Annotated in this window: 17 protein-coding genes; 9 read left to right on the top strand and 8 right to left on the bottom strand. The window is 43.9% G+C overall.

From position 1 onward, the window contains the following. The first annotated feature begins 96 nt into the window (after positions 1-96). The 3 genes from QQL66_RS14625 (at position 97) to QQL66_RS14615 (ending at position 4,098) form a co-directional block, all read left to right on the top strand. The gene (locus QQL66_RS14625) at positions 97-816 is read left to right on the top strand and encodes a nitroreductase (protein ID WP_284382377.1); all 720 of its coding nucleotides are present in this window, start codon (positions 97-99) and stop codon (positions 814-816) included. A 249-nt stretch (positions 817-1,065) separates the two neighbouring features. Next, positions 1,066-2,115 (top strand): methyltransferase domain-containing protein, encoded by a 1,050-nt coding sequence (locus QQL66_RS14620; RefSeq protein WP_284382376.1) that lies wholly within the window; start codon positions 1,066-1,068, stop codon positions 2,113-2,115. A 282-nt stretch (positions 2,116-2,397) separates the two neighbouring features. After that, positions 2,398-4,098 (top strand): YfaP family protein, encoded by a 1,701-nt coding sequence (locus QQL66_RS14615; protein ID WP_284382375.1) that lies wholly within the window; start codon positions 2,398-2,400, stop codon positions 4,096-4,098. 244 nt (positions 4,099-4,342) lie between these two features. Here QQL66_RS14615 and QQL66_RS14610 read toward each other — a convergent pair whose 3' ends face one another. Continuing rightward, positions 4,343-5,815: a fatty acyl-CoA reductase gene (locus QQL66_RS14610; protein WP_284382374.1), complete on the bottom strand. Its 1,473-nt coding sequence runs from the start codon at positions 5,813-5,815 to the stop codon at positions 4,343-4,345. 88 nt (positions 5,816-5,903) lie between these two features. Between QQL66_RS14610 and QQL66_RS14605 the strand changes: the two genes are divergently transcribed. After that, complete coding sequence (locus tag QQL66_RS14605; protein WP_284382372.1) at positions 5,904-7,073, top strand: aminopeptidase; 1,170 nt, start codon at positions 5,904-5,906, stop codon at positions 7,071-7,073. On the opposite strand, the gene QQL66_RS14600 is transcribed toward QQL66_RS14605, so the two are convergent. After that, on the bottom strand, positions 6,985-7,920 hold the full coding sequence (locus QQL66_RS14600; RefSeq protein WP_284382370.1) for a lipase family protein: 936 nt from the start codon (positions 7,918-7,920) through the stop codon (positions 6,985-6,987). The genes QQL66_RS14605 and QQL66_RS14600 overlap by 89 nt on opposite strands. Before the next feature lie 439 nt (positions 7,921-8,359). Between QQL66_RS14600 and acnB the strand changes: the two genes are divergently transcribed. The 3 genes from acnB to QQL66_RS14585 all read left to right on the top strand — a co-directional run bounded on the left by acnB (position 8,360) and on the right by QQL66_RS14585 (position 12,607). After that, entirely contained in the window at positions 8,360-10,948 is a 2,589-nt protein-coding gene (gene acnB / locus QQL66_RS14595; RefSeq protein ID WP_284382369.1) for a bifunctional aconitate hydratase 2/2-methylisocitrate dehydratase, read from the top strand. A gap of 403 nt (positions 10,949-11,351) precedes the next feature. Further along, positions 11,352-12,029, top strand: a complete 678-nt coding sequence (locus QQL66_RS14590) for a hypothetical protein (RefSeq protein ID WP_284382368.1) — start codon at positions 11,352-11,354, stop codon at positions 12,027-12,029. Between the two features lie 53 nt (positions 12,030-12,082). After that, positions 12,083-12,607: a hypothetical protein gene (locus QQL66_RS14585; protein WP_284382367.1), complete on the top strand. Its 525-nt coding sequence runs from the start codon at positions 12,083-12,085 to the stop codon at positions 12,605-12,607. 227 nt (positions 12,608-12,834) lie between these two features. Here the strand turns inward: QQL66_RS14585 and QQL66_RS14580 are convergent, their stop codons facing one another. From QQL66_RS14580 to QQL66_RS14560, 5 genes are all read right to left on the bottom strand, one after another. Further along, positions 12,835-14,043, bottom strand: coding sequence for an esterase/lipase family protein (locus tag QQL66_RS14580; RefSeq protein WP_284382366.1), 1,209 nt, complete (start codon positions 14,041-14,043; stop codon positions 12,835-12,837). A 155-nt stretch (positions 14,044-14,198) separates the two neighbouring features. After that, positions 14,199-14,711, bottom strand: coding sequence for an MOSC domain-containing protein (locus QQL66_RS14575; protein WP_284382365.1), 513 nt, complete (start codon positions 14,709-14,711; stop codon positions 14,199-14,201). Positions 14,712-14,812: 101 nt separating this feature from the next. After that, positions 14,813-15,253, bottom strand: coding sequence for a hypothetical protein (locus QQL66_RS14570; protein WP_284382364.1), 441 nt, complete (start codon positions 15,251-15,253; stop codon positions 14,813-14,815). 3 nt (positions 15,254-15,256) lie between these two features. Beyond that, positions 15,257-16,000 (bottom strand): hypothetical protein, encoded by a 744-nt coding sequence (locus tag QQL66_RS14565; RefSeq protein WP_284382363.1) that lies wholly within the window; start codon positions 15,998-16,000, stop codon positions 15,257-15,259. Between the two features lie 365 nt (positions 16,001-16,365). Continuing rightward, positions 16,366-19,149, bottom strand: coding sequence for a bifunctional aconitate hydratase 2/2-methylisocitrate dehydratase (locus QQL66_RS14560; RefSeq protein WP_284382362.1), 2,784 nt, complete (start codon positions 19,147-19,149; stop codon positions 16,366-16,368). A gap of 432 nt (positions 19,150-19,581) precedes the next feature. On the opposite strand from QQL66_RS14560, the gene QQL66_RS14555 reads away from it, so the two are divergent. Then, positions 19,582-21,114 (top strand): SulP family inorganic anion transporter, encoded by a 1,533-nt coding sequence (locus QQL66_RS14555; protein ID WP_284382361.1) that lies wholly within the window; start codon positions 19,582-19,584, stop codon positions 21,112-21,114. A gap of 327 nt (positions 21,115-21,441) precedes the next feature. After that, positions 21,442-22,917, top strand: coding sequence for a polyphosphate:AMP phosphotransferase (gene pap, locus QQL66_RS14550; RefSeq protein WP_284382359.1), 1,476 nt, complete (start codon positions 21,442-21,444; stop codon positions 22,915-22,917). 64 nt (positions 22,918-22,981) lie between these two features. Here pap and QQL66_RS14545 read toward each other — a convergent pair whose 3' ends face one another. Further along, positions 22,982-23,617, bottom strand: a complete 636-nt coding sequence (locus QQL66_RS14545) for a TetR/AcrR family transcriptional regulator (protein WP_284382358.1) — start codon at positions 23,615-23,617, stop codon at positions 22,982-22,984. Positions 23,618-23,667 lie beyond the last annotated feature (50 nt).

The following is a 23,667-nucleotide window of genomic DNA, read 5'->3' as shown; positions in this document are numbered from 1 at the left end:
AACTCAAGTTAAATAGCGCCTGCTTAGCTTATTTAGTTGACATATCAACTAGATTAATAACAATAGCTGAGACAATAAAAATTAAAGGATGCCACTATGGAATTCCTAGACACACTTAAACAACGAAGAAGCATTCGCTCCTTCTCTGATAAAGCAGTTCCGCAATCCGTACTCGATGAGCTGCTAAATGAAGCGCTGGAATCTCCATCCAGCTCAAACACCCAGCCATATAAACTGGCAGTAGCCACAGGTAACACCTGTAAAGCGCTCGGGGAAGAGCTGGTAAACAAATACCATGCTGCGAATAAGATCAGCAAGCAGCCATTGCCGCTAAAATTAATCTCTGCTGCAACCAGCTCAGATCTACCTGACAGCGACTTCAAACCCATTCTAGGTAAATACCCAGGAATTTTTCAGAAGCGTCGCGTCGCTACAGGCATGGGGCTCTACGAAGTGCTTGGCATTGAACGGAATGACCGCAAAGCTCGAGATGAGCAGATGGCAAAGAACTTCAATTTCTTCAACGCCCCTGTCGCAATCTTCTTCTTTGTCCACCCGGGTATGAAACACACTGCGCTGGTTGATTTAGGCATCTTCATGCAATCCCTGATGCTTGCAGCCACAAACAAAGGGCTGGGTAGCTGTGCTCAGGGGGCATTAGGCATGTGGCGTTCCCCGATTGAAAAGCACTTTAAAATCCCTAAGGATTACAAACTCGTGTGCGGGCTGGCTTTGGGTTATCCGGACGAACACGAAGTGAATCAGTATCGTCCTGGTAAAATTAATCTTGATGAGCTGCTAATTCCTGAAAAATAGCATTCATAGGTGCCAGACCAACTGGCACCACTCCTTCCTCCTCCAACACCCTCTAACAGAACCAATGAACCAATATCTGCCAGCCTTGTCCTATTTTGCGACTCTGATTATTTGTAGATGGAAGGTTCACACTTCTGTTATTGGGCCTTATGATCTACGCCACTAATAAATTCATTCACCGATATTGATGCAACCACGTACGGTTTATTCAATGTCGATTCAGTCAACAACAAAATGCCGGAGCCTTGAATGCGCGAAGAAGTACAGGATTACTATGGTAAAACCCTTCAAAGCAGCGACGATCTGAAAACAGACGCCTGTTGTACGGACACCAACATGCCTCGTCATGTAAAAACAGCGTTGACAAAGGTTCATGATGAAGTACTGACCCGCTACTATGGCTGCGGCTTGGTTGCACCGGAAAAACTGGAAGGCGCACGTATTCTGGACTTGGGCAGTGGCTCCGGTAGAGATTGCTATGTACTGGCTCAACTGGTTGGCGAAAATGGCTACGTTGTGGGTGTCGACATGACCGACGAACAATTGGACGTTGCCAATCGACATGTTGAATTCCACGCAGATAAATTTGGCTACAACGCCTCTAACGTAGAGTTCAGAAAAGGATACCTTGAGAACCTTGAAGACCTAGGTCTGGAAGAAAACAGTTTCGACATCGTTGTCTCTAACTGCGTTATCAATCTGTGTCAGGACAAAGCGGCCGTTCTAAAACAAGCCTATAACCTTCTGAAGCCTGGCGGTGAAATATATTTTTCGGATGTTTATTCCGACCGTCGTGTACCTGCTGCTCTGATTAATGACCCGATTCTGTATGGCGAGTGCCTCAGCGGCGCCCTGTATTGGAATGACTTCCAAAATCTGGCTAAGCAGTGTGGTTTCCTAGATCCTCGTCTTGTGGAGGACCGCCCACTGGCCATCAACAATGAAGCGATTAAAGAAAAGCTTGGTAACATCCAGTTCTTCTCAGCCACCTATCGTTTATTCAAGCTCGATGAACTTGAACCTGCCTGCGAAGATTATGGGCAAGCAGTGATCTACAAAGGTACGATTGAACATCACCCCGAAGCCTTTACGCTTGATAAACACCACTTTATTGAAACCGGTAAGGTATTCCCTGTATGTGGAAATACCTGGCGCATGTTGCACGATACCCGTTTTAAAGAACACTTTGAGTTTATAGGCAACTGGGATAAGCATTACGGCATTTTTGATGGTTGTGGTACCTCCCTTCCCTACGATACCGAAGCGGGTTCCAACAACGAAGGCGGTGGTTGCTGTTAAGCCCGCCCTCGGAATATTCTGAACTGCTCGATTATGAGCAGTTCGCTCCCTTGAGGAATATCCCCTCAAACACCATTAAGCTCGATCCTGAGCGTACGAATCCTCAAAATACCACTAATGATAAAGTACTAAATAAGAAATCTGTCCATTTCAACTTTGTGAAATAATTCAAACAATTACATTCTGAAATACGATTGTCATTCTCCTGTAAGCATTCCTCCATTAGGCTTCACCATACAAAAAATTATGGAAAAAGTACTATTGTTAACGAAGGGACCTTCAATGAGAAAAACACCAGCCCATTTACCAGTTTTAATGACGGCAATGATTGCGTCTGCCGCACTGACCGGATGCAGTGACTCAGATTCAAAATCAAACCCTGGTAACAGCTCAGAATTTACCGTTTCTGGCACAGCCAAGAATTTTTACACTGGCGCAGAGATTGATAATGCTACGGTACGCGTTGCAGGTGTAGTCAACGGCGAAACCATTGAACTGGGTTCCACAGAAACTGACGCATCAGGCCGTTTCTCTGTCACCTATAAAACAGCTCCTACTCGTTTAATTATTTCAGGTGAAGGCGACGAGTATGGTGAATACTCCATAATCGTGAACAACGAGACACAACAACGAACGCTTAATGCAGGCGATTTACTGCTGCAACCAGCGCAGTTCGTAGACACCATTGATCCAAGCATTAACAACGACATTCAGCTTGGAACAACGACCATTGTTTCGTTAACCGCTAACAGTTTGGTCAATGAAAACGGTGATCCCGCCGAAGGTGAAGTAGCCACTCAATTAACCGTTATTGACCCAAGTTCAAATCCGGCACTAATGCCAGGTGACTATCAAACCATTGATGGTGACAGCGGAGACATTAACCTCATTGAATCTTTCGGTGCGATCAGTGCCACTTTCAAAGATGAAAATGGTAATGACCTGAATCTTGCCGAAGGCCAAACAGCCACCATTCGCATCCCGTTAGCCGAGGGCATTGATCCTGCGACTGCCGACGCGACGATCCCGTTGTTCTATTTTGACGAAATGTCCGGTTACTGGATCGAAGAAGGGACAGCCACCCTTACTCAATTAGCCAACAATGAGTATGTATACGAAGGTACGGTGAGTCACTTCACGGTATGGAATGCCGATAAGATTTACGAAACCATCGATATCATCGGCTGTGTAAAAGATGCTGAAGGCAACCCGGTGTCTAATGTGGATATCAGCTCTCAAGGTCTTGATTACATTGGTAGCTCGGATGCAATAAGCAACGCAGAAGGCATCTTTACTCTTCCAGCAAGAATGAACTCTGAACTGCTGATCAGCGCACGCTCTAACAGTGTCAGTAATACTCGCAAAGTTATCACTGAAGACACAGACGTTGACCTGACAAACGCCTGTTTAATTCTTCAACCGAACGCGGTAAGCATTAGCCTGACATGGCAAGAAGAACCCAGAGATTTGGACTCTCATTTATTTGGCCCAGCAGACTTAGAAGGCACGACTCAATTCCACATTTCTTACGAAAATGAAACAGAAACCGTAGACGAGGTGGTTATTGAGCTTGATGTTGACGATACAACCAGTTTTGGCCCTGAAGTCATTACCATTCCAAAATTCCCTTACCCTGGAACTTATCAATATTATGTACATCACTTTTCAGGTGAAGGCACCATCACCAGCTCACCTGCCCGAGTAGAAGTAAAAATTGGCGATGAAGAAGTCATTTTCTCACCAAGAAATGCGACTGGTGACATTACCGAAATCTGGGCGGTATTTAATATTGAGGTTGATGAAAACCTAACCCCGACAGTTACAGCAGTTCAAGAATACGTTGATGCCGTTCCTGGTATTGGAGATTCGAATGAAGGCGAAGGTGAAGGTGAAGGCGAAGGTGAGCAAGTGTTTGAAGCGACCGCTGCCTCTTTCTCTAATTCGAAAACGCATGCGCCGTCTGTTGTTCGCCGATTGAAATAAGCGTCATCGTTTTTCGAGCATCCTACTAGTGAAAACCAGATCGTTGATTCGACTTGGTTTTCACTTCTTAGGACAAAGCCTACATAGAACAGTAAGCCCAACATCCAGTCCCCAAGAGAAGAAACTGAATAGGCAGTAACGCGGCAATTGAATCTTTTTAGAACGGAGTTTAGTTTTCCTAAATGAGTATCTAAAAAGATTAATTTGACAAAGTTAATGCCATTCAGAGGCTTTTCACCTCATATCAGGCGGCGCGCTCTTCAAGAACGTACGTATGCAACCCATTAATATGAATATTTCCAATATATTCTTTCCACTCAAAACTCTTCGCACTGACCGTGTAATCGTTCTGATCTTCTATTGAAAAGCGACGCCACAATTGTTTGAGTTGTGAGTTATCAAAGCGATATTGGGGGGCAGTGTAAAACGCATAAATCTTCGCTAACTCGCGAGAGACAGAGACCTTTTCAGTCAGCTTTTGTCGCAATTTAGGCTGGAACACCCCTCGACAAAACGCAGCCACTTGTAAACCACGCATAAAGCTTTGGAAGGTAAAACTGCTTACAGTACGGAAACGCGCAGACGGTTTACGGTGGAACAGTTTTGGGTAGTTACGGTAATTCTGATGGGACTCATCCATCACTAAATCGATGAATTCCCTCAGTTGAATCGGGTTGTCTCTTCCACTACAGCATTGATAAATCCGATAATTACTGGGGTTGGCTAACTGTTCTGCAGCTGAAAGAATGATACTGTTCGCCACCAAGTCGGCAGGAATCACATCGATAATGCCGTTATCATCACCGGGGAAGAAACTAAGTCTTCCACGCGCAAATGCGAAAATCAACGCATCCGCCACTTTAATGCCTTCAAGCCAGCCCGCCACAGGATCACAGACCGTGCTTTCAATAATCGAAGGACGAACAATGGTAAGCCCTGATCCCTTCAATTGTTGAATCAGAAGCTGCTCCCCCATCCACTTTGTAAAGGTATAGGTGTCATTCCAACCATTTTTTCGAGCTTCTTTAACGCCCAAACGAATCTTGGCTTTTTCTGCTTCCTGTTTAGAAGACGATGAAATGTTGATCTTCTGACATTCCGCCAAATAGCGTTGAATCATAGGGCGAACATGAAAACTACCGTCTTCAAAAGATTTAATATCCGCAGACTTTGGTGGGTAGATCTGTTCATCAATATCCCCGGTGTTGTGACCATTCACATAACAGGTAGAGACTTGAACCATTGGCACACCATTACCGGCGTTGATAAGCTCCACTAAATGTTCAACAGATAAGGTATTAATGCGAATCGCGGTATCCAGGGACTCTCGAAAATTCACACTGGCAGCACAATTAATGACTAAATCAATGTCATTAGCGAGCGCCTGAAAGTCCGTGGCGGACATACCCAACCCTGGCTGGGTTAACTCGCCTTCGACCACAGAGACTTTGCTTTCAATAAACTCATCAAACATGTCTCCCATTTCCTGTTTCATTAGGTTGAAAACAGAACTGGAAAGCACTTCATTCCGTACACGTTCTTTCGCGGACGAATATTGAGCATTTGAGCGAGCAAATAAGCTGATCTGGTAGACATCAGGTACTTTTCTAAGTAGTTTTTCCAAAACTACTTTTCCGAGAAAACCAGTCGTACCGGTAATGAGAATATGTTTTCCTGCTAACTCAGATTGCACGGACAAGAACGCCGAGGGAACCATGTCGCAACTCCTTATTATTGTTATTAGACGACACTATTTGTAAATATTTACCACTTAATATACATCAACCTTATACTGAGCAAACCCCATGAAAGCGTTAAGTTTTGTAGGAAAAAGTAAAAACACTAACAAGTTGGCATTTAGAGTAATTACTCTGACAGCGATGTTTTTGGGTGTCGTGTTTTTACAAGGATGCGAACAAATCAGCTATTACAGCCAGGCAGTTCAAGGTCATATCAAGATCATGACCAGTCAAAAACCCATCGAAGAGTTGCTGGAAGCACCTGAAACATCCCCCAAATTAAAAGAACGCCTGCAAGATGTTTTATCGGCATTGGATTTTGCTGAACATCAACTCTCTATTACCCAAGCTCAAACCAATTATCGAAGTTATGTAGAACTAAATCGAAAATATCCGGTTTGGAGTGTCACAGCTGCACCCGATGACTCGTTAACTCCCAAGCAATGGTGTTATCCATTCGTAGGTTGTGCGTCTTACCGAGGCTATTACAGTGAAGAAGCCGCTCAGGCCTACGCACAGACTATCTTCAACGAAGGTCATATGGATGTTCATGTTGGCGGAGCCGATGCGTATTCAACCCTTGGGTGGTTCGATGATCCTGTACTTTCGACATTTTTCAGACGTGACAAAATTGGCCTTCACGCCCTGATTTTCCATGAATTGGCCCATCAGGTTTTGTATCTAAAAGGCGACAGCACCTTTAATGAGAGTTTCGCTTCGGCGGTTGAAGAAACCGGAGTAGAGTTATGGTTACAAGAACAGCCTGAACTTCTGGATACATTCCATCAGCGCAAAGTTCGCTCTGCGGATTTCATCGGATTACTTAAAGAAACTCAGCAGGAACTCAACACGGCGTATCAGGAACTCAGTACCCGAGAAGAAAAGCTTGAGCAGAAAGCAAAGATCATCGAGCAGCTTCAAGAAAAGTATCAGCAATTAAAAACGACTAAATGGGATGGCTACACAGGCTATGATCACTGGTTTAGTAAACCAGTAAACAATGCCCGATTGGCATTGGTCAGCACTTACAATCATTATGTGCCGGCTTTTAAGCGCTGGATTCAGGTCTGTGATTACAACTACCCTGCTTTTTATGAAGCAGCCAGTGTCCTGGCAGAACAAGACAAGCAAGAACGGGAACGCGTACTTACTCAATTTGAGTCGATTCAGCATCCAACCAACGATGATAAAGCGGATGCCCCATCACTTCTCTGTAAATATTCGCCGAATAATTAATGGGTGAGTGATCAGACAAACGCTTGGGGGGATCGGTCCAATTGCGCTCATGCATTTCAGCACGAGCATCCCCCACCCTCACTCGCCGATCATATTCAATGAACTCGTCGTCCGGGTTGACGTATTTGTTACCGGAATAAGAGAAATAATGCAGTTCTCCGACATGACGAAATCGAAACGGCGGTGTTGACGGAGGCAACCAGCAGACCATGTCATTATGATTCACCACACGATAGACAGGCGTGCCGGATAAACTGGTTGAAAACCCACTGTCGCCTACTCTGGGGGCGCCAAATGCGTATAAGGCACTGGGCGAATAATCAGCGGCAGCCAGTGTTGCCAAAGCCCCACCCAAACTGTGCCCGGCAAAGAAAATAGGCATTCTTCGAATTCGACGTAACCGATGCCGAATTGGCTCCCAAATACTGATCAAGGCTTCCAGAAAGCCCTGGTGCACTAGCCCACCACCAAACCAAGGGGACAAACTGGTCTTAAAGTTATAGATCCAGTTCGTCGGCTCCGAAGACCCTCGAAAGATCAGCACCGCCCAATACGGCTTCATTGATGATACAAGCAAAGAAGCTTGCATCCCCTTCTCTTCAATAAAATACATCTCTCGAAGATGAATCATTTCCAACTCAGGGTGAACCATACTGGCACTGAAGGCCGAACGGTATTGATCGCGATCGTGTCGATAGATCCATCGTGACAACTCACTCAACCACAGTGAATTTACTGGATCGTAAGTTGTCTTCTTAGGATCAAAAGGCCAGCGATGAAAGTTCGGGAAATAATGAGAACTTACATCGGGTCTCAATAAGGCTTGCCAGGAATGATCAAACTTCACAAATGGTCCGTTAAGAAATTAAGAATCGATCTAAAAATAGCAGTGTCAGCGAAATTTATACGCTTTATAAGCCATACTTTAATCGCCAAATATGGCGTTTTTCTTAAGGAACCTCTAGGGAACCTCTGAATAAGCAATTGCATTCGATTTAGATGCTTTAAAGCTGATGTCATTGAAATGGTAGTTTCGGCTTTTTGTGCACAATGAAATATTGTCGACAATATACTAAATTTAATTCCATCACCCCTATAAATAATCACATTTAAACACCCATTGTTGACAATAATCCCATTTTGTCTACAATCCGCTCATCTTTTAGAAGGTTTTTCAATAAAATTCTTACACCAAATTGAAGGTCGCAGGAACAAAATCGACCGTCTATGATTTCTATCTATTAGAAAGAACTCATAGAAAATTCAACTGATGAGGGTTACAAACCGTGTTAGAAGCTTATCGCGCGCACGTCGCAGAACGTGCTGAACAAGGCGTCCCACCAAAGCCATTAAACGCAGAGCAAACTGCAGGCCTAGTAGAACTGCTAAAAAACCCACCTGTGGGTGAAGAAGCCACCTTGGTTGATCTTCTTGAAAACCGTATTCCACCAGGTGTTGACGAAGCAGCTTATGTTAAAGCGGGTTTTCTAACTGCGATTACTAAGGGCGAAGCTGAGTCTCCGCTTGTATCCAAAGAAAAAGCAGTTCAACTACTAGGCATGATGCAAGGTGGTTACAACATCGCTACGTTGGTTGAGCTTCTTGACGATGCAGACCTTGCTGAGCTTGCAGGTGAGCAACTTAAGAGTACGCTTCTTATGTTCGACGCCTTCAACGACGTTAAAGAGAAAATGGACGCAGGTAACGCGGTAGCTAAGGCTGTAATCGAGTCTTGGGCAAACGCTGAGTGGTTCACTAAGAAAAACAAAGTGGCTGAAAGCCTCAAGATGTCTGTATTTAAGGTAACGGGTGAAACGAACACAGATGACCTTTCCCCTGCTCCAGATGCATGGTCTCGTCCTGACATCCCTGTTCACGCTCGCGCAGCCTATAAAATGACTCGTGACGGTTTGACGCCTGAAGAGCACGGTGTCACTGGTCCTATGGCTCAGATCGAAGAGATCAAAGCAAAAGGCCTTCCTGTTGCCTTCGTTGGTGATGTGGTAGGTACAGGTTCTTCTCGTAAGTCTGCAACTAACTCTGTTCTTTGGTTCTTCGGTGAAGACATCCCTGGTGTACCTAACAAGCGTACTGGTGGTGTGTGTATCGGTTCTAAAGTAGCTCCGATCTTCTTCAACACCATGGAAGACGCTGGCGCACTCGTATTCGAAGCACCGGTAGACAAAATGAACATGGGTGACGTGATCGAAATCTTCCCTTACGAAGGCAAAATCACTAACCAGAACGGCGAAGTTATCTCTGAATTTAAATTCAAGTCAGACGTAATCCTTGATGAAGTTCAGGCTGGCGGCCGTATCCCTCTGATCATCGGTCGTGGTTTGACTGAGAAAGCACGTCAAGCTCTAGGTTTAGGCACTTCTGATGTTTTCCGTAAGCCAGTTGATCCTGAAGCAGGCACCAAAGGCTTCTCACTTGCCCAGAAGATGGTAGGTAAAGCGTGTGGTGTTGAGGGTGTTCGCCCAGGTCAATACTGCGAGCCTAAGATGACCACGGTAGGTTCTCAGGATACCACTGGCCCTATGACCCGTGACGAGTTGAAAGACCTTGCTTGTCTTGGTTTCTCTGCGGATCTTGTTATGCAGTCTTTCTGTCACACGGCCGCTTATCCTAAGCCAGTTGACGTTGAGATGCAGCACACCATGCCAGACTTCATCCAAACTCGTGGTGGTGTCGCACTTCGCCCTGGTGACGGTGTCATCCACTCCTGGTTGAACCGCATGCTACTTCCAGACACTGTGGGTACAGGTGGTGACTCTCATACCCGTTTCCCAATGGGTATTTCGTTCCCTGCGGGCTCTGGTCTGGTTGCTTTCGCAGCTGCAACGGGTGTTATGCCGCTAGACATGCCTGAATCTGTTTTGGTTCGCTTCAAAGGCGAAATGCAGCCAGGTATTACTCTACGAGACCTTGTACACGCGATTCCTTACTACGGCATCAAAGAAGGTCTATTGACCGTAGAAAAAGCCGGTAAGATCAACGAATTCTCTGGTCGCGTACTGGAAATTGAAGGTCTTGATAACCTAACGGTTGAACAGGCATTCGAGCTGTCTGACGCATCTGCTGAACGTTCTGCTGCTGGTTGTACAATTAAGCTTTCTGAAGAAGCCGTTAAAGAATATCTACAATCTAATATCGTAATGCTACGTTGGATGATCGCGGAAGGTTACGGCGACCCACGCTCTCTTGAGCGTCGTGCTCAAGCGATGGAAGCTTGGTTGGCTAACCCAGAACTGATGGAAGCCGATGCTGACGCAGAATACGCACACGTACTTGAAATTGATCTTAACGAGATCAAAGAGCCAATCGTATGCTGCCCGAACGACCCTGACGACGCGAAACTTCTTTCCGAAGTGGCTGGCGACAAAGTTGACGAAGTATTCATCGGTTCTTGTATGACTAACATCGGTCACTTCCGTGCCGCTGGTCAACTTCTAGCTCAGCACAAAGGTAATCTACAGACACGCTTCTGGATGACGCCTCCAACTAAGATGGATGCCGCTCAGTTGATGGAAGAAGGTTACTACAACACCTTCGGCACTTCCGGTGTTCGTACTGAAGTTCCAGGATGCTCTCTATGTATGGGTAACCAGGCACGTGTTGCTCCAAACACCACGGTACTGTCGACCTCTACTCGTAACTTCCCTAACCGTCTGGGTGATGGCGCAAACGTTTACCTAACGTCTGCGGAACTGGCGTCTGTGGGTGCAATTCTTGGTAAGCTGCCTACCCCGGCTGAGTACTTCGAATACGCTAAGACTCTAGATGCTAAGTCTGCTGAAGTTTATAACTACCTAAACTTCGACCAGATGGAAGCGTATACATCAAAAGCTGAAACAGCTTCTGTTGAGCTTTAATCGATAGCCTTTTCTAAGAGAACGGATTCAGGAATAATCCAGAGACTTTAAGCCTGTTATTCTTGTGTAGATCTCTAAGAGCAACGCTTCGAATAAAAAAACCGCCATGCAAACGCTGGCGGTTTTTTTGTGATTCTGATTTATGGAGTCAAAAGTACTAGAAATAAATCAGCTATCACCTTACAAATTGAGAAAGGAGTCTCATTATAAAATAATATGAAATGATGCCGTTTATTTTTTCAGCACGGTAGCCTTGGTTAACACTTTATAATTCCTCCAATTTGGCGTGGGTAGTTTTCTGCGTTTATTTGATGTTAGAAATATTATCTTCAGTATTCCTGTCCGTGAATCCCACTTTTATTAAAAAACCGATCAAGACATTGATTATAAAGGATTATTAATTATGTCTATAATTTCTCATAAACTATTCCAACTGTTAGAAATATTAAAAAAACCTACATCTGAAAATAACATCCCCTATATGTACATAGACACAGTAGGGAAAGTTACTGTAGGCGTAGGGCACAATTTAGATGCACATAAGGACATGCTAACACTACCGTTTATGGTAAAAAGGTTTGCTCGACACCCAGTAAAAGGTGGAGATACAGGCATTGCGATCACTACCAATAAAGTCTTAGGTAGAGCAGCTACACAGGATGAAATAAAAAACGATTATAATTTCATCACAAAACATAAAGGATTAGGAAAATATAACCCTGAAAACCTTAGTAAATACACAACACTTGAGTTATCAGTAGCGGCAATAGATGCCCTTTTTAAGAAAGACCTTAATATTGCGCTTGCAGTAGCAAAACGAGAATTTGGCGCAGCTTTTGATAAATACCCTATCACCTGCCAGGCAGCACTCGTGGACATTGCTTTCAATGTCGGTAACTTCTCAAGTTTCAGAGGAACGTTTGTACCAGCCATTAAGGGAACCGGTATCTATTCAAAAAAATCTATGAGCGAACGTTGGAAAATTGCCTCACAGAACTGCAGACGTGGGCAAGTTAGTGCAGATAGAAATCGTCACGTTACACAATGGTTAATGGAAGGGGCAAAAAATACCCAATCATAAATTATCACTCCTACCCCGAAAGATTTAAATTAATAGATGAAAGGCTCGTTATTATGGTTTTGAACCTAAAATATATAAAAACAACGATTGCAGCAGTAATTATTAACGTGGCAGCGGCCTGCCATGCAGGTGGGGGTCCAACTCTTGATGGATTACAAGGCATATATAAGTATACATTTCCAAATGCGCTTATGGACAACACCCAATACACCTCTGAAAATCGTTTTTTGCTCATGCAAATATCGCCAGTTACCGCCTATTTTGAAACACATTTAGAATGGGCAAACGGACACAGTTGTGATTTATCTGGCATTGCCGATGTCCAACAACAAGCACTGACTTACAGTACGCCATCAATAATGGGTAAAACATGTTCTTTTAACATTAATCTAGGCAAAGACAGGCTTACCTTTAGTGATGACAATGGTGCATGCAGATTGATATCGTGCGGAGCCCGAGGATTACTAGACGGTATCGAGTTTGAATATAACTCCCGAAATGAAATATCACCTGATGCTATTAAAAAAACACCTGAATTTATCCGTGCTTTAAGTGAATATGAAAGCAACAGTAACTGATATTATGTGAATAAGTTCAGACCAAAACATTTCTGAAATTCTACAAAAAAGCCCAAACCATTTTCATTGTTTGGGCTTTTTTGTTTCCAGCTTCAGACGCCAGTCTCCCGACGTCTGACGCCAATCAAGTCATCCTATCTTAACCAACGATTTGAACCGACTATTTTTACTGGTTCGGTTAGATCTTCAGAAAGTGGCGCGAAGCTAGTTAGGTTAATAGCTTAGAGTCAATCACACGCTCTTAACAACGTTTCAGCTTTGCGTAATTGAGCGAATACACCTTTTGATATTGTAAAGTGAGCCGTCTTTATTGAGTCAGCAATATTCCCAACAACAGGAATCTTCGTTAACACTGAATATGGCTCTTGGCTTATTTCATGATGCATTAGGTCTGCGGTATGTACCGTTTTTTGAAACAAGTCTAGAGCTAGTTTCGAGCTGCCTCGTAATACATCCTCGTTCAAAAAACTGCGAACTTGTTTACCTGTACTTGTAAAGGGTTGATCTATTGCAGGTGAATAAGTGATCACTTTTGTTTCAGTGCTAAATTTTTCAAACCATTTGCGTAATGTGATGAAGACATTTTCAGATCTTGGCAGATTGAAGTGATCTATTTTTTCAAAGTGGGCGGTCAAGCTTGTTTGTGGCGCGTTGGCTGGTTGTGCGCTTTTTCGTTGGACTAAGCTGTCTCCAACATGCAAATCACGTAGTTGTTTATTGGAATTAAAAACGCCACCGCTGATAAAGCAATGTTGTACCTGATCGTGAAAGTTAATTTCTTGCTTGGATAAGCCGGAGTGCAGGCTTTTAATCCCGGTGCTTCTCAAATTTATCCATTCTTCCCATATGTTGAAGTAGCTCTTGGGGATCTGACCAAATAGTTTTCCGGTCAGGTGCCCAAGTCTTTCCAGTGGGGCACCCTCATGAGGAGTACCAATGTAGATGCATTGCGACACCTTATGTGTCCAGAGATTTTCGGAATCAATCTGGGCGCAACGTGCAACAAGCCCGCCCATGCTGTATCCGACCAGTACAATTTCGTCGACTTCAATGGGGTATTGATCAAGCAGTTGACTCATTTTATTACTGAATGCTTTGCCGTTTTCGTGAATATCCAAACCCGTGTTGTATCGTAGATAGAAGGGCGTGTATTTGAACTCTTGTTGAAGTCTTAAGCCATAGTTATCGAGCTTGTTTTCTTGTGTCGCAGCTTTGAAATTCCAGATTGATTCTGTATTGGTTAGGCCGTGAATAAGCACAATTAGCTTATTGCTTAATAGGTGGGGTAATTGGCTGTCGAGAGGTAATGCTAATTCTAGTGGCTGGTTATGATGATAAAAATCCATCTGGATAGCGAGTTCATTTTGAGTCTGGGCCAGAGTATCGCCTATCGCGCCATTTAAAATGCCTTGAATTACGGAAAAAGTGTCAGTCATAACGTCACCCGTTAATTGATTATTATTTAGGCTAACACGTGTAAACTGAAATGTATTTAGCTTGTTTTTGTTTTCAGCTTCAGACGCCAGTCTCACGACGTCTTACTTGAGAACCAGCACCAATCTACTCTACCCCGTAGATTCTTTAGGCTAAGCTAAAACAAGTCCTGCTGTGGTCTAACCAGGCTAACTGTATCGCCAATTTTGATTTCGCCCGTTTTTATCACCTTACAGCACAAGCCACCATGGCCCATCATGGCAGCAACTCCCCCTTTTCCTAGCGCGGCTTCCATACGTTGACACGGGTGACATAAAGCGCCAGCTTCAAATACGGCATCACCAATCTGAAATTGCTGATATCGCAAGGCGGACAGGTTGATGTTCTTCACCACCAAATTGCGCCTTAAGGTGTTCGGATACACCGGCTTGCCTCCCAAATAATGGGAGATCATGTCTATGTATTCCTGACTTATGAGGGTGACCTGTCGACCAGAACCCGGTGTCTTCTTCAGCCTGTGATCGCCTTCAAGACCAAGATCTTTATGAGCCGTTACCGAAGTCAATTCCTGCATAACGGCTTTACGCTCAGGGCGCACACCAATCCATGTGAGTTCACCTGGTGGCAGGGATTTAATAAACCGGGAAAAAAGGCGTTGTTGGCTGTTCATGTCGGGATAGATTTCAAATTGTTTGAAGGGACTGTATATACTGATCAGTATAGGAAATGGATGACAATCAATAGAAATAAATTGCGCAAGAAGTAATCAACTTACGCTGAACTCATTGACTCTAGTACTTTATCTAAAGCTCTCTGTCCCCAATCAAGATCATGCAAATGCTCATCAAGTATATCGTCTTCTCCTAGTGAATATATACCAACCAGCTGTCCTTCTTTTAATTCAAAGTAGGCTTTATATTCTTCATCATCAGCAAAAAACAGATAACAATGATCAGTCCATCTAGAAAGCGCTTTAATCATCGAATTCAATTCTTCAAACTCTGCATTTTCGAACAGTGAGTCAATCACTAAACCATCATTAATAATTTTGATGGGAGATGGCGCAAACTCCATAGTCTCAAAGACTGGCAACTCTGACACAGGCACATCTTCTTCAAAGCATGGGCGCGTGTCACTATCCAAATAGTAGTGAACCCGCTTTAAAGTTTCTGAAGAGGAGCAATCAAACCGAATCAATGCATGTGTTTCCATTCGTCATTTCTTCTTACGATATTTTTGAATTGTTTTCTTAGCTTCATCTGAAAACTCAGGATCATCAAAATAACCGTTAAGCTCTTCAGCAAGCCTTACAATATATTCATGATGCCCAGAAGGGGCAGCAAGCACCTTATCAACAGACTGAACTAAACGCTTTAGGCCCACATAATCTTCTTCAAAGGCTAAGACCATTGCGTCCCGCCACATACCTGCGTCCAATCTTGTAACATCATATGGGTGTGGTTCATCTTTAAGATTCAGATAGTTTCCTAAACCTCTACAAGTTCTTAAACTTTTTTTTGCTAAATGTTTAAACTGTTTTTCGCTGTAATCAGGATAATCGATTACATCTAATCGATGAAGGCCAAAAAAGTTATGCAACTTTTCCTCAAGACCATCAAAAAAACTACTCCCATCAGGAGCATATTTATGCGATAGCCCAACTATTATTTGACAAAAAATATTCCTAGCATTTTCAAAGTGTGGAGCTCTTGATGAATTCTTTATAGTATTCCAATGCTCTTCACTCTGATCAGGATCAAACCACAACTGAAACAAAGGATAACCTTGTATCTGTTGAAACAACTCTTGATCAGTATTTCCAGTTAAATAATATTCCTTTAGTAACTTTTTCTGTGATCGCTCTACATTGATCAACATATCAAGTTTTGGTTTTATGGATTTCCAATGCTCTTTGCGAGATTTTACCCACTCTTTATTATCTAGCAGCCACATACTCATATTATTAAACCTTTAAAATCATTGCCTTGAGTTTCCAAATTATTAATGAGATTAGTATCAAGTCGTCATATTAGTAAAACATTTAGCCTACTAAGAAATACCCATAAACATTGTCAGAAACCACAAAAAAACCGGCGCCTCTTTCGAGTGCCGGTTTTTTTATTCAGTCAGATTTTGCTTTCAGTAGAAGCCGATCAGTTCAGTAAGCTACATAAGTTGATTTAAACCAATCTTAAATCCGCTCTGTCGTCATTGATCTTTTGTGCGTCTGAATCAGCCCTTTTCAAAGCCTCAAAATCTAACCTTTATATCAGAGCCTCACCACTTGCAGTGAAGTAGTAAGGCTCTTGTCCAATCAAATCGTCTTAGCCAACGATTTTAACTGGTACAGCTAGATCTTCAGAAGGTGGCGCGAAGCTAGTTAGGTTAATTCCTTCAACCGCTGCTTTGTACTCTTCTAGAGTTGGGAAACGACCAAGGATAGTTGAAAGAACAACCATTGGCGTAGAACCTAGTAGAGATTCACCTTTCTTCTCAGCAGTATCTTCTACAACACGGCCTTGGAACAAACGAGTAGATGTTGCTAGTACAGTGTCACCAGGAGCAGCTTTCTCTTGGTTACCCATACATAGGTTACATCCTGGGCGCTCTAGATAAAGGATGTTTTCGTAAGAAGTACGTGCAGCTTCTTTTGGATGCTCGTCATCGAAAGTGAAGCCAGCGTATTTCGCTAGGATATCCCAGTCGCCTTCTGCTTTTAGCTCATCAACGATGTTGTACGTTGGTGGAGCAACAACTAGAGGCGCTTTGAACGTGATAGGACCGTTCTTCTCAAGGTTACGAAGCATAGCAGCGATGATCTGCATGTCGCCTTTGTGAACCATACAAGAACCAACGAAGCCTAGGTTAACTTCACGGCCATCGTAGTAAGAAGTAGGACGGATCACATCGTGCGTGTAACGCTTAGAGATGTCGTCATTGTTAACATCCGGGTCAGCGATCATTGGCTCGTCGATAGCGTCTAGATCAACTACAAGCTCAGCGTAGTACTTAGCGTTGTCGTCTGGAGCAAGCGCAGGTGCTTCACCAGATTTAACTTCAGCGATACGCTTGTCAGCTAGGTCGATAAGACCTTGTAGCATGCCAGCTTCGTTTTCCATACCTTTGTTGATCATGATCTGGATACGAGACTTAGCAAGTTCTAGAGACTTGATTAGCGTTTCGTCAGTAGAGATACAGATAGAAGCTTTCGCTTTCATTTCTGCAGTCCAGTCAGTGAAGGTGAACGCTTGGTCAGCAAGTAGAGTACCGATTTGTACTTCGATTACACGACCTTGGAAAACGTTTTCGCCGTTGAACTTCTTAAGCATTTGAGCTTGAGTCGCGTGAACGATGTCACGGAAGTCCATGTGAGGCTTCATAGCACCTTTAAAGGTAACTTTTACAGACTCAGGGATCGGCATTGCTGCTTCACCAGTAGCCAGTGCGATTGCAACCGTACCAGAGTCAGCACCGAACGCTACACCTTTAGACATACGGGTGTGAGAGTCACCACCAATGATGATTGCACGGTCATCCACAGTGATGTCGTTCAATACTTTGTGGATTACGTCAGTCATTGAGTGGTAAACGCCTTTCGGGTCACGTGCAGTGATTACGCCGAATGCGTTCATGAATGCCATTAGCTTAGGCGTGTTCGCCTTAGCTTTGTTGTCCCATACAGAAGCTGTGTGACAACCAGATTGGAAAGCACCATCAACACTTGGAGAAATAGTAGAAGCAGCCATCGCTTCCAGTTCCTGACACGTCATAGGACCAGTAGTATCCTGAGAACCTACGATGTTCACTTTAACGCGAACGTCAGAACCCGTGTGTAGTGGAGTCTTAGAAGTAACACCAACAGCATTACGGTTGAAGATCTTTTCAACAGCTGTTAGGCCTTGGCCTTCGTTAGAAATTTCTTTAGACGCAGCGTAAACAACTGGTGCTTCGATACCTAGAGTTTCAGCAGCAAACGTTTGGATTTTCTTACCGAACGTTACAGCGTAAGAACCGCCCGCTTTCATGAATTCCACTTTTTGTGGAGTGAATGCAGAAGAAACGTCTACAAGTTCTTTGTCGCCGTTGTAAAGCTTCTTAGCTTTAGTATCGATGGTTAGAACAGTACCAGTCGCAACAGAGTATGCTTCTTCTAGTACTGCATCGCCGTTTGCATCACGAACGATTTCGCCGTTTTCGTCTTTTTTCTGTACCCAGTTTTTAAGGTCTAGACCAATACCACCCGTTACACCAACCGTAGTTAGGAAGATCGGTGCGATACCGTTAGTACCCGCAACAACAGGACGGTTGTTGATGAACGGAATATATGGAGACGTTTTTTCACCAGCCCAAAGTGCAACGTTGTTCACACCAGACATACGTGAAGAACCAACACCCATAGTACCTTTTTCAGCGATAAGCATTACTTTCGCGTTAGGGTGCTTCTTACCTAGTTCAACGATTTCTTGTTGAGCTTCTGGAGAGATCATGCACAGGCCGTGTAGTTCACGGTCAGCACGTGAGTGAGATTGGTTACCAGGAGAAAGAAGGTCAGTAGAGATATCACCTTCTGCTGCAATGTAAGTAACAACGTCGATTTTCTCTGGGATATCGTCAAGCTTAGTGAAGAACTCTGCCTTCGCGTAGCTTTCTAGGATGTCTTTGGCGATGGCGTTGCCTGCTTTGAAAGCATCAGCAAGACGAGTTGTATCAGCATCGTATAGGAATACTTGAGACTTAAGCACTTCACCTGCAGCTTTAGCTTGAGCATCGTCAGAAAGAGCGATATCAAGAAGAACCTTAACAGAAGGACCACCTTTCATGTGAGAAAGCTGTTCTAGAGCAAACTCAGGAGAGATTTCTTCAACTTTTTCTTCGCCCAAAACGATGGCTTTTAGGAATTCAGCTTTAACACCAGCAGCAGGAGTAGTACCTGGAAGCGTGTTGTAGATGAAGAAGTTTAGAGACGCTTCGCGCTCAGCATTGCCAGTGTCTTTGATCTGGGCAATGATCTCAGATAGCAATTCCGCGCTATCGATTGGTTTTGGGTTTAGGCCAAGATCCGCTTTACGAACCTCAATCTCTGCTAGGTATTCTGAATACAAGCTCATGTGAACATCTCACTCAATATCAAGTTATTCCGTGACCATTATGTTTTTCCGGTCACTGGCCAGGGGCACACGTGGCTCCCCTACAAAAATATCGGCGGGATTATAGGTTAGGAGCCCCTATAAATTAAAGGCAAGCCTGGGTATTTTTAGCTATAAATGCAGAAAATCTTGATTATATCCGCTATTCATTTCATGAATATGGGTCAAAATGTACAAAGAAAGTGCATGGACATCTAGTGACTTCCAAATTGCACTGTTTTGGGTTTTCTTTTCCCCCTGTCTGCAAAGGGATAAATTTGATAGAATGCCGCCCGTTTTTTAACCAAGCACTTTTCACGATCCTTCAGATCCGGCGATTGCTTACATAATGAATAACCAGGTAGTGGCATCACTGAATACCCCTCAGTTCGTTACCTGATAAAAGGGCACAGAATGTTCTCTCTGATTAATAGATATACTCCTGCTAACGCAAAGAACGACTTCCTCTCAGGATTAACCGTTTCTCTTGCGCTCGTTCCGGAAGCCGTTGCTTTCGCATTTGTAGCCGGTGTTGAACCTCTTGTAGGTTTGTACGCTGCGTTCTTCGTTGGTTTGATCACTGCTGTCTTTGGTGGACGCCCTGGCATGATCTCAGGTGCAACTGGTGCACTTGCGGTTGTAATGGTGTCATTAGTGAGTCAACATGGTGTTGAATATCTGTTTGCCACTGTTGTTCTTATGGGCATCATTCAGATTTCGGCCGGGATATTTAAGCTGGGGAAATTTATTCGGATGGTGCCCCACCCTGTGATGCTCGGTTTCGTAAATGGCTTGGCCATTGTTATCTTCCTGGCACAGCTAGGTCAGTTCCAGATTGAGAATCCTACAACCGGCACCGCAGAGTGGATGGAAGGCAACATGCTGTACATGATGCTCGGTCTGATCGCTGTGACCATGTTTATTATTCATTTCCTTCCAAAGCTTACGACAGCTATTCCGTCATCTCTTGTTGCCATCATCGTAGTTTCTCTGGCCGTGATCGGTCTAGATTTGAACACCAAAACGGTAGGTGATGTTGCTTCTATTGGCGGTGGCCTTCCTGAATTCCACATCCCGATGGTTCCTTTGAATCTGGAGACTTTGTACATCATTCTTCCATACGCATTCATTCTGGCAGCGATTGGTCTGATTGAAAGTCTACTGACGTTAAGCCTGATTGATGAATTGACAGAGACTCGCGGCCGAAGCAACAAAGAATGTATTGCTCAGGGCGCTGCAAACGTTACTACCGGCTTCTTTGGTGGTATGGGCGGTTGTGCCATGATCGGTCAGAGTATGATCAACGTGAACTCTGGTGGCCGTGGACGCCTATCTGGAATCACCGGAGCTGTGTTCCTATTGCTGTATGTTTTGGTTGCCTCGGATTTGATTGAACAGATTCCGGTGGCCGCATTGGTTGGCGTAATGTTTATGGTGGTGATTGGCACCTTCGAGTGGTCCAGCTTCCGCATCATGAAAAAGATCCCGAAACAGGACGCCTTTGTACTCGTGTTGGTTTCTGGGGTTACAGTTGCAACCGACTTAGCCATTGCCGTCATCGTGGGTGTTATCGTTTCTGCTTTGGTATTCGCATGGGAACACGCTAAACACATCAATGTAGTGGCTGAAGATAAAGGTGCGAGCCGTATTTACAAGCTGCACGGCCCTCTGTTCTTTGGCTCTGTTGCCAACTTCCTGGAGTTGTTTGATCCATCGAAAGACCCTGATGACGTCATCATCGATTTCCAACACTCCAGAGTATCAGATCACTCAGGGATTGAAGCACTGGATACCTTGGCTGAACGCTACATCAAAGCTGGCAAAACGCTTCACTTACGTCACCTAAGCGGTGAATGTAAGGAGTTACTTGAGAAAGCCGGTGATTTGGTTGAAGTGAATGTTGTTGAAGACCCTAACTACCACGTTGCGTCTGATAAACTAGCTTAAGCCTTCAGATGGACCAGCATTGCTGGTTCATCTTCCCGCCTCTGAATTCCGTTATTTCCCTCTCCTCCTGTCTCTTTTCTTTTTCAATTAACCTCTCCTCCTGTCTCTTTTCTTTTTCAATTAACCTCTCCGACGCTCTTCCCTAATGTATACGTCAGCCCGTCTTTCGGTGAATGAAGCGATTCAAATGTTGTAGACTCAAATAGTTAACTATCAAAAATGGCTGTCCATCAAAAACAACAGACCACTAAAAATGACTACCCACAAAAACGACTAGCCATCGAAAATGAATAACCACCAGAGACGAAGGGCATTGGAAGCGACTTCATGAAGAAGAGTAAATACAAAGAACAGGTTAAAGCGCTTAGAGCTGAGTTAATCCAACTGCAGATAGCGCTGAAAGATGCGGATTTCCCTGTCCTGATCGTCATAAGTGGTGATGATCGTTCCGGCCGCCACGAGACCTTGAATTTACTGCATGAATGGATGGACTCTCGTTTCCTTCAAGCCAACGCCTACGGCCTTCCAACAGAAGAAGAGCAACAGAAACCCTTCATGTGGCGTTACTGGAAGGATTTACCACAAAACGGCGTAATTGGCTTATGCCTTAGAGATTGGACGTCCTACAGCATCATTGAGTATTTGATCGATCAGATCGATGAAAAACAATTTACTAAAAGAATTGAGTACAGTAACGCGTTTGAAGCCACATTAACTGCTCGCGGGATGTTAATCATCAAAATCTGGCTTCACCTTCCAGAAGAAGAGTTAAAACATCGTTTAAAGATCGAACGTAAATACCTTCATAAGGTATGGCAAATCCATCAAAAGGATCAGCTCATCTACAGTGATTTTGATCGAGCAAAAACGGTCATTCAAAAAACCTTAAAGGACACAGACAGCGATTCAAGCTCCTGGCACATAATTGAATCATCAGATCTGTATCAGCGTAATTTGCACGTTGGAAAACTTATCGCTGAAAAAATCCGTGCTCGATTGAATAGATCAGCCACCGATAACGTACAGCCAAATGAAGATAGCAAGACAGGCAGGCAACACGAAACAACCTCTCAAAAGAATCACCTTGATACGATCGACCTTTCAAAGCACTTGGACAAAAAGACTTATAAGCACGAGCTTAAATACTGGCAACACAAAGCCAGCCATCTGATTTATCAATTTCAGGAAATGGATAAATCCTGTGTCATCGTCTTTGAAGGTTGGGACGCCGCTGGCAAAGGAGGTTGTATTCGCCGTCTGACCTCATCAATCGATGCAGGCTTTTATCGTGTGATTCCTGTTGCCGCCCCAACCGATGAAGAATCTGCACACCATTACCTCTGGCGATTCTGGCGAAAAATACCAAGAGCTGGCCGAATGAGTATTTTTGACCGAAGTTGGTACGGTCGAGTCTTGGTTGAACGAGTGGAAGGTTTTGCCAGCGACAATGAATGGCAAAGCGCTTATGACGAGATAAACGACTTTGAACGACAACTGCACGACAAAGGCATTCCCGTCATCAAATTCTGGCTTCACATTGACAAGGAAGAACAACTGGAGCGTTTCAAGGAACGAGAGACCATTCCATACAAGCACCACAAAATTACCGAAGAAGACTATCGCAACCGGGAAAAGTGGACAGACTATGAAATTACCATCAACGATATGATCGACAAGACATCAACAAGTTACGCCCCGTGGCGACTCATCCCCTCCAACAGTAAACATTACGCCCGCATTGAAGTACTCAAGCATGTCTGTAACGTGCTCGAAAAAACTCTGAAGGATAGTTCAACAGAATAAAAACCCAAGCAACATCCTTTTTCTGAAAACGTCACTCTAAAGTCGGTACTCTAAAGTCAGTACTCTAAAGAGTTTGAAGTCCACTTTTTAGTAGTCGACCATTATGCTCTGCCAACTTTAGGTAGAAATCGATCCCTAAGGTTTCGCCAATTTGATACTCAAAAATATTCTTGGCCAGCATAGGCATCACAGCCAGACTGATCATATTTATTCCAATCATATCCGCATCCAAAGTAGCATCGATTTTGTCTTTCTCTTGCAGCTTTATAATCAGCTTACGAAACGAACGCCTCATTGGCTCAACCACATGATCCAAAATAAACTTCCGGCTTGGCCCCTGCCCCATTGTCAGCGTTCGCATTATCAGAATCGGAAACTGATGATCAGGCAACATCGTTTCGTAGTAGACCTTAAAGAAAGACTCCAGGCTGGTTACATCGTCAGAACTCTGTAACGATTGAATTCGCTCGGAAATAGGAACAAATTGGGTACGAATCAACTCCTGATACAAGCCTTCTTTGCTTCCAAAGTAGTATCGGATCATCGCGATGCTAGTATCAGCCTGAGCTGCTACTTTTCTGGTCGAGACCTTCTCATAACTTTCTTCCAAGAAACACTTCTTGGCAGCACTCAACAAGCGTTCACGAACAGACGAGTGACCTTCATTATTTGAAGGACGACCTACAGTAGCTTTTGACATCTTATAACTTACCTGCAACTACAACGTTTTAATTAAACAAGCGTTCAATC

The sequence above is a fragment of the Litoribrevibacter albus genome, from assembly GCF_030159995.1.
Classification (GTDB): domain Bacteria; phylum Pseudomonadota; class Gammaproteobacteria; order Pseudomonadales; family Litoribrevibacteraceae; genus Litoribrevibacter; species Litoribrevibacter albus.
This window is presented reverse-complemented; position numbering and strand designations above follow the sequence as displayed.

Excerpts from the sequence above, each read along its gene's own strand:
- QQL66_RS14620 (WP_284382376.1), top strand. The coding sequence starts at position 1,066 with ATGCGCGAAGAAGTACAGGATTACTATGGTAAAACCCTTCAAAGCAGC.
- QQL66_RS14570 (WP_284382364.1), bottom strand. The coding sequence starts at position 15,253 with ATGGAAACACATGCATTGATTCGGTTTGATTGCTCCTCTTCAGAAACT.
- QQL66_RS14615 (WP_284382375.1), top strand. The coding sequence starts at position 2,398 with ATGAGAAAAACACCAGCCCATTTACCAGTTTTAATGACGGCAATGATT.
- QQL66_RS14565 (WP_284382363.1), bottom strand. The coding sequence starts at position 16,000 with ATGAGTATGTGGCTGCTAGATAATAAAGAGTGGGTAAAATCTCGCAAA.
- QQL66_RS14610 (WP_284382374.1), bottom strand. The coding sequence starts at position 5,815 with ATGGTTCCCTCGGCGTTCTTGTCCGTGCAATCTGAGTTAGCAGGAAAA.
- pap (WP_284382359.1), top strand. The coding sequence starts at position 21,442 with ATGAAGAAGAGTAAATACAAAGAACAGGTTAAAGCGCTTAGAGCTGAG.
- QQL66_RS14560 (WP_284382362.1), bottom strand. The coding sequence starts at position 19,149 with ATGAGCTTGTATTCAGAATACCTAGCAGAGATTGAGGTTCGTAAAGCG.
- QQL66_RS14605 (WP_284382372.1), top strand. The coding sequence starts at position 5,904 with ATGAAAGCGTTAAGTTTTGTAGGAAAAAGTAAAAACACTAACAAGTTG.
- QQL66_RS14590 (WP_284382368.1), top strand. The coding sequence starts at position 11,352 with ATGTCTATAATTTCTCATAAACTATTCCAACTGTTAGAAATATTAAAA.
- QQL66_RS14625 (WP_284382377.1), top strand. The coding sequence starts at position 97 with ATGGAATTCCTAGACACACTTAAACAACGAAGAAGCATTCGCTCCTTC.
- QQL66_RS14575 (WP_284382365.1), bottom strand. The coding sequence starts at position 14,711 with ATGAACAGCCAACAACGCCTTTTTTCCCGGTTTATTAAATCCCTGCCA.
- QQL66_RS14580 (WP_284382366.1), bottom strand. The coding sequence starts at position 14,043 with ATGACTGACACTTTTTCCGTAATTCAAGGCATTTTAAATGGCGCGATA.
- QQL66_RS14555 (WP_284382361.1), top strand. The coding sequence starts at position 19,582 with ATGTTCTCTCTGATTAATAGATATACTCCTGCTAACGCAAAGAACGAC.
- QQL66_RS14585 (WP_284382367.1), top strand. The coding sequence starts at position 12,083 with ATGGTTTTGAACCTAAAATATATAAAAACAACGATTGCAGCAGTAATT.
- QQL66_RS14545 (WP_284382358.1), bottom strand. The coding sequence starts at position 23,617 with ATGTCAAAAGCTACTGTAGGTCGTCCTTCAAATAATGAAGGTCACTCG.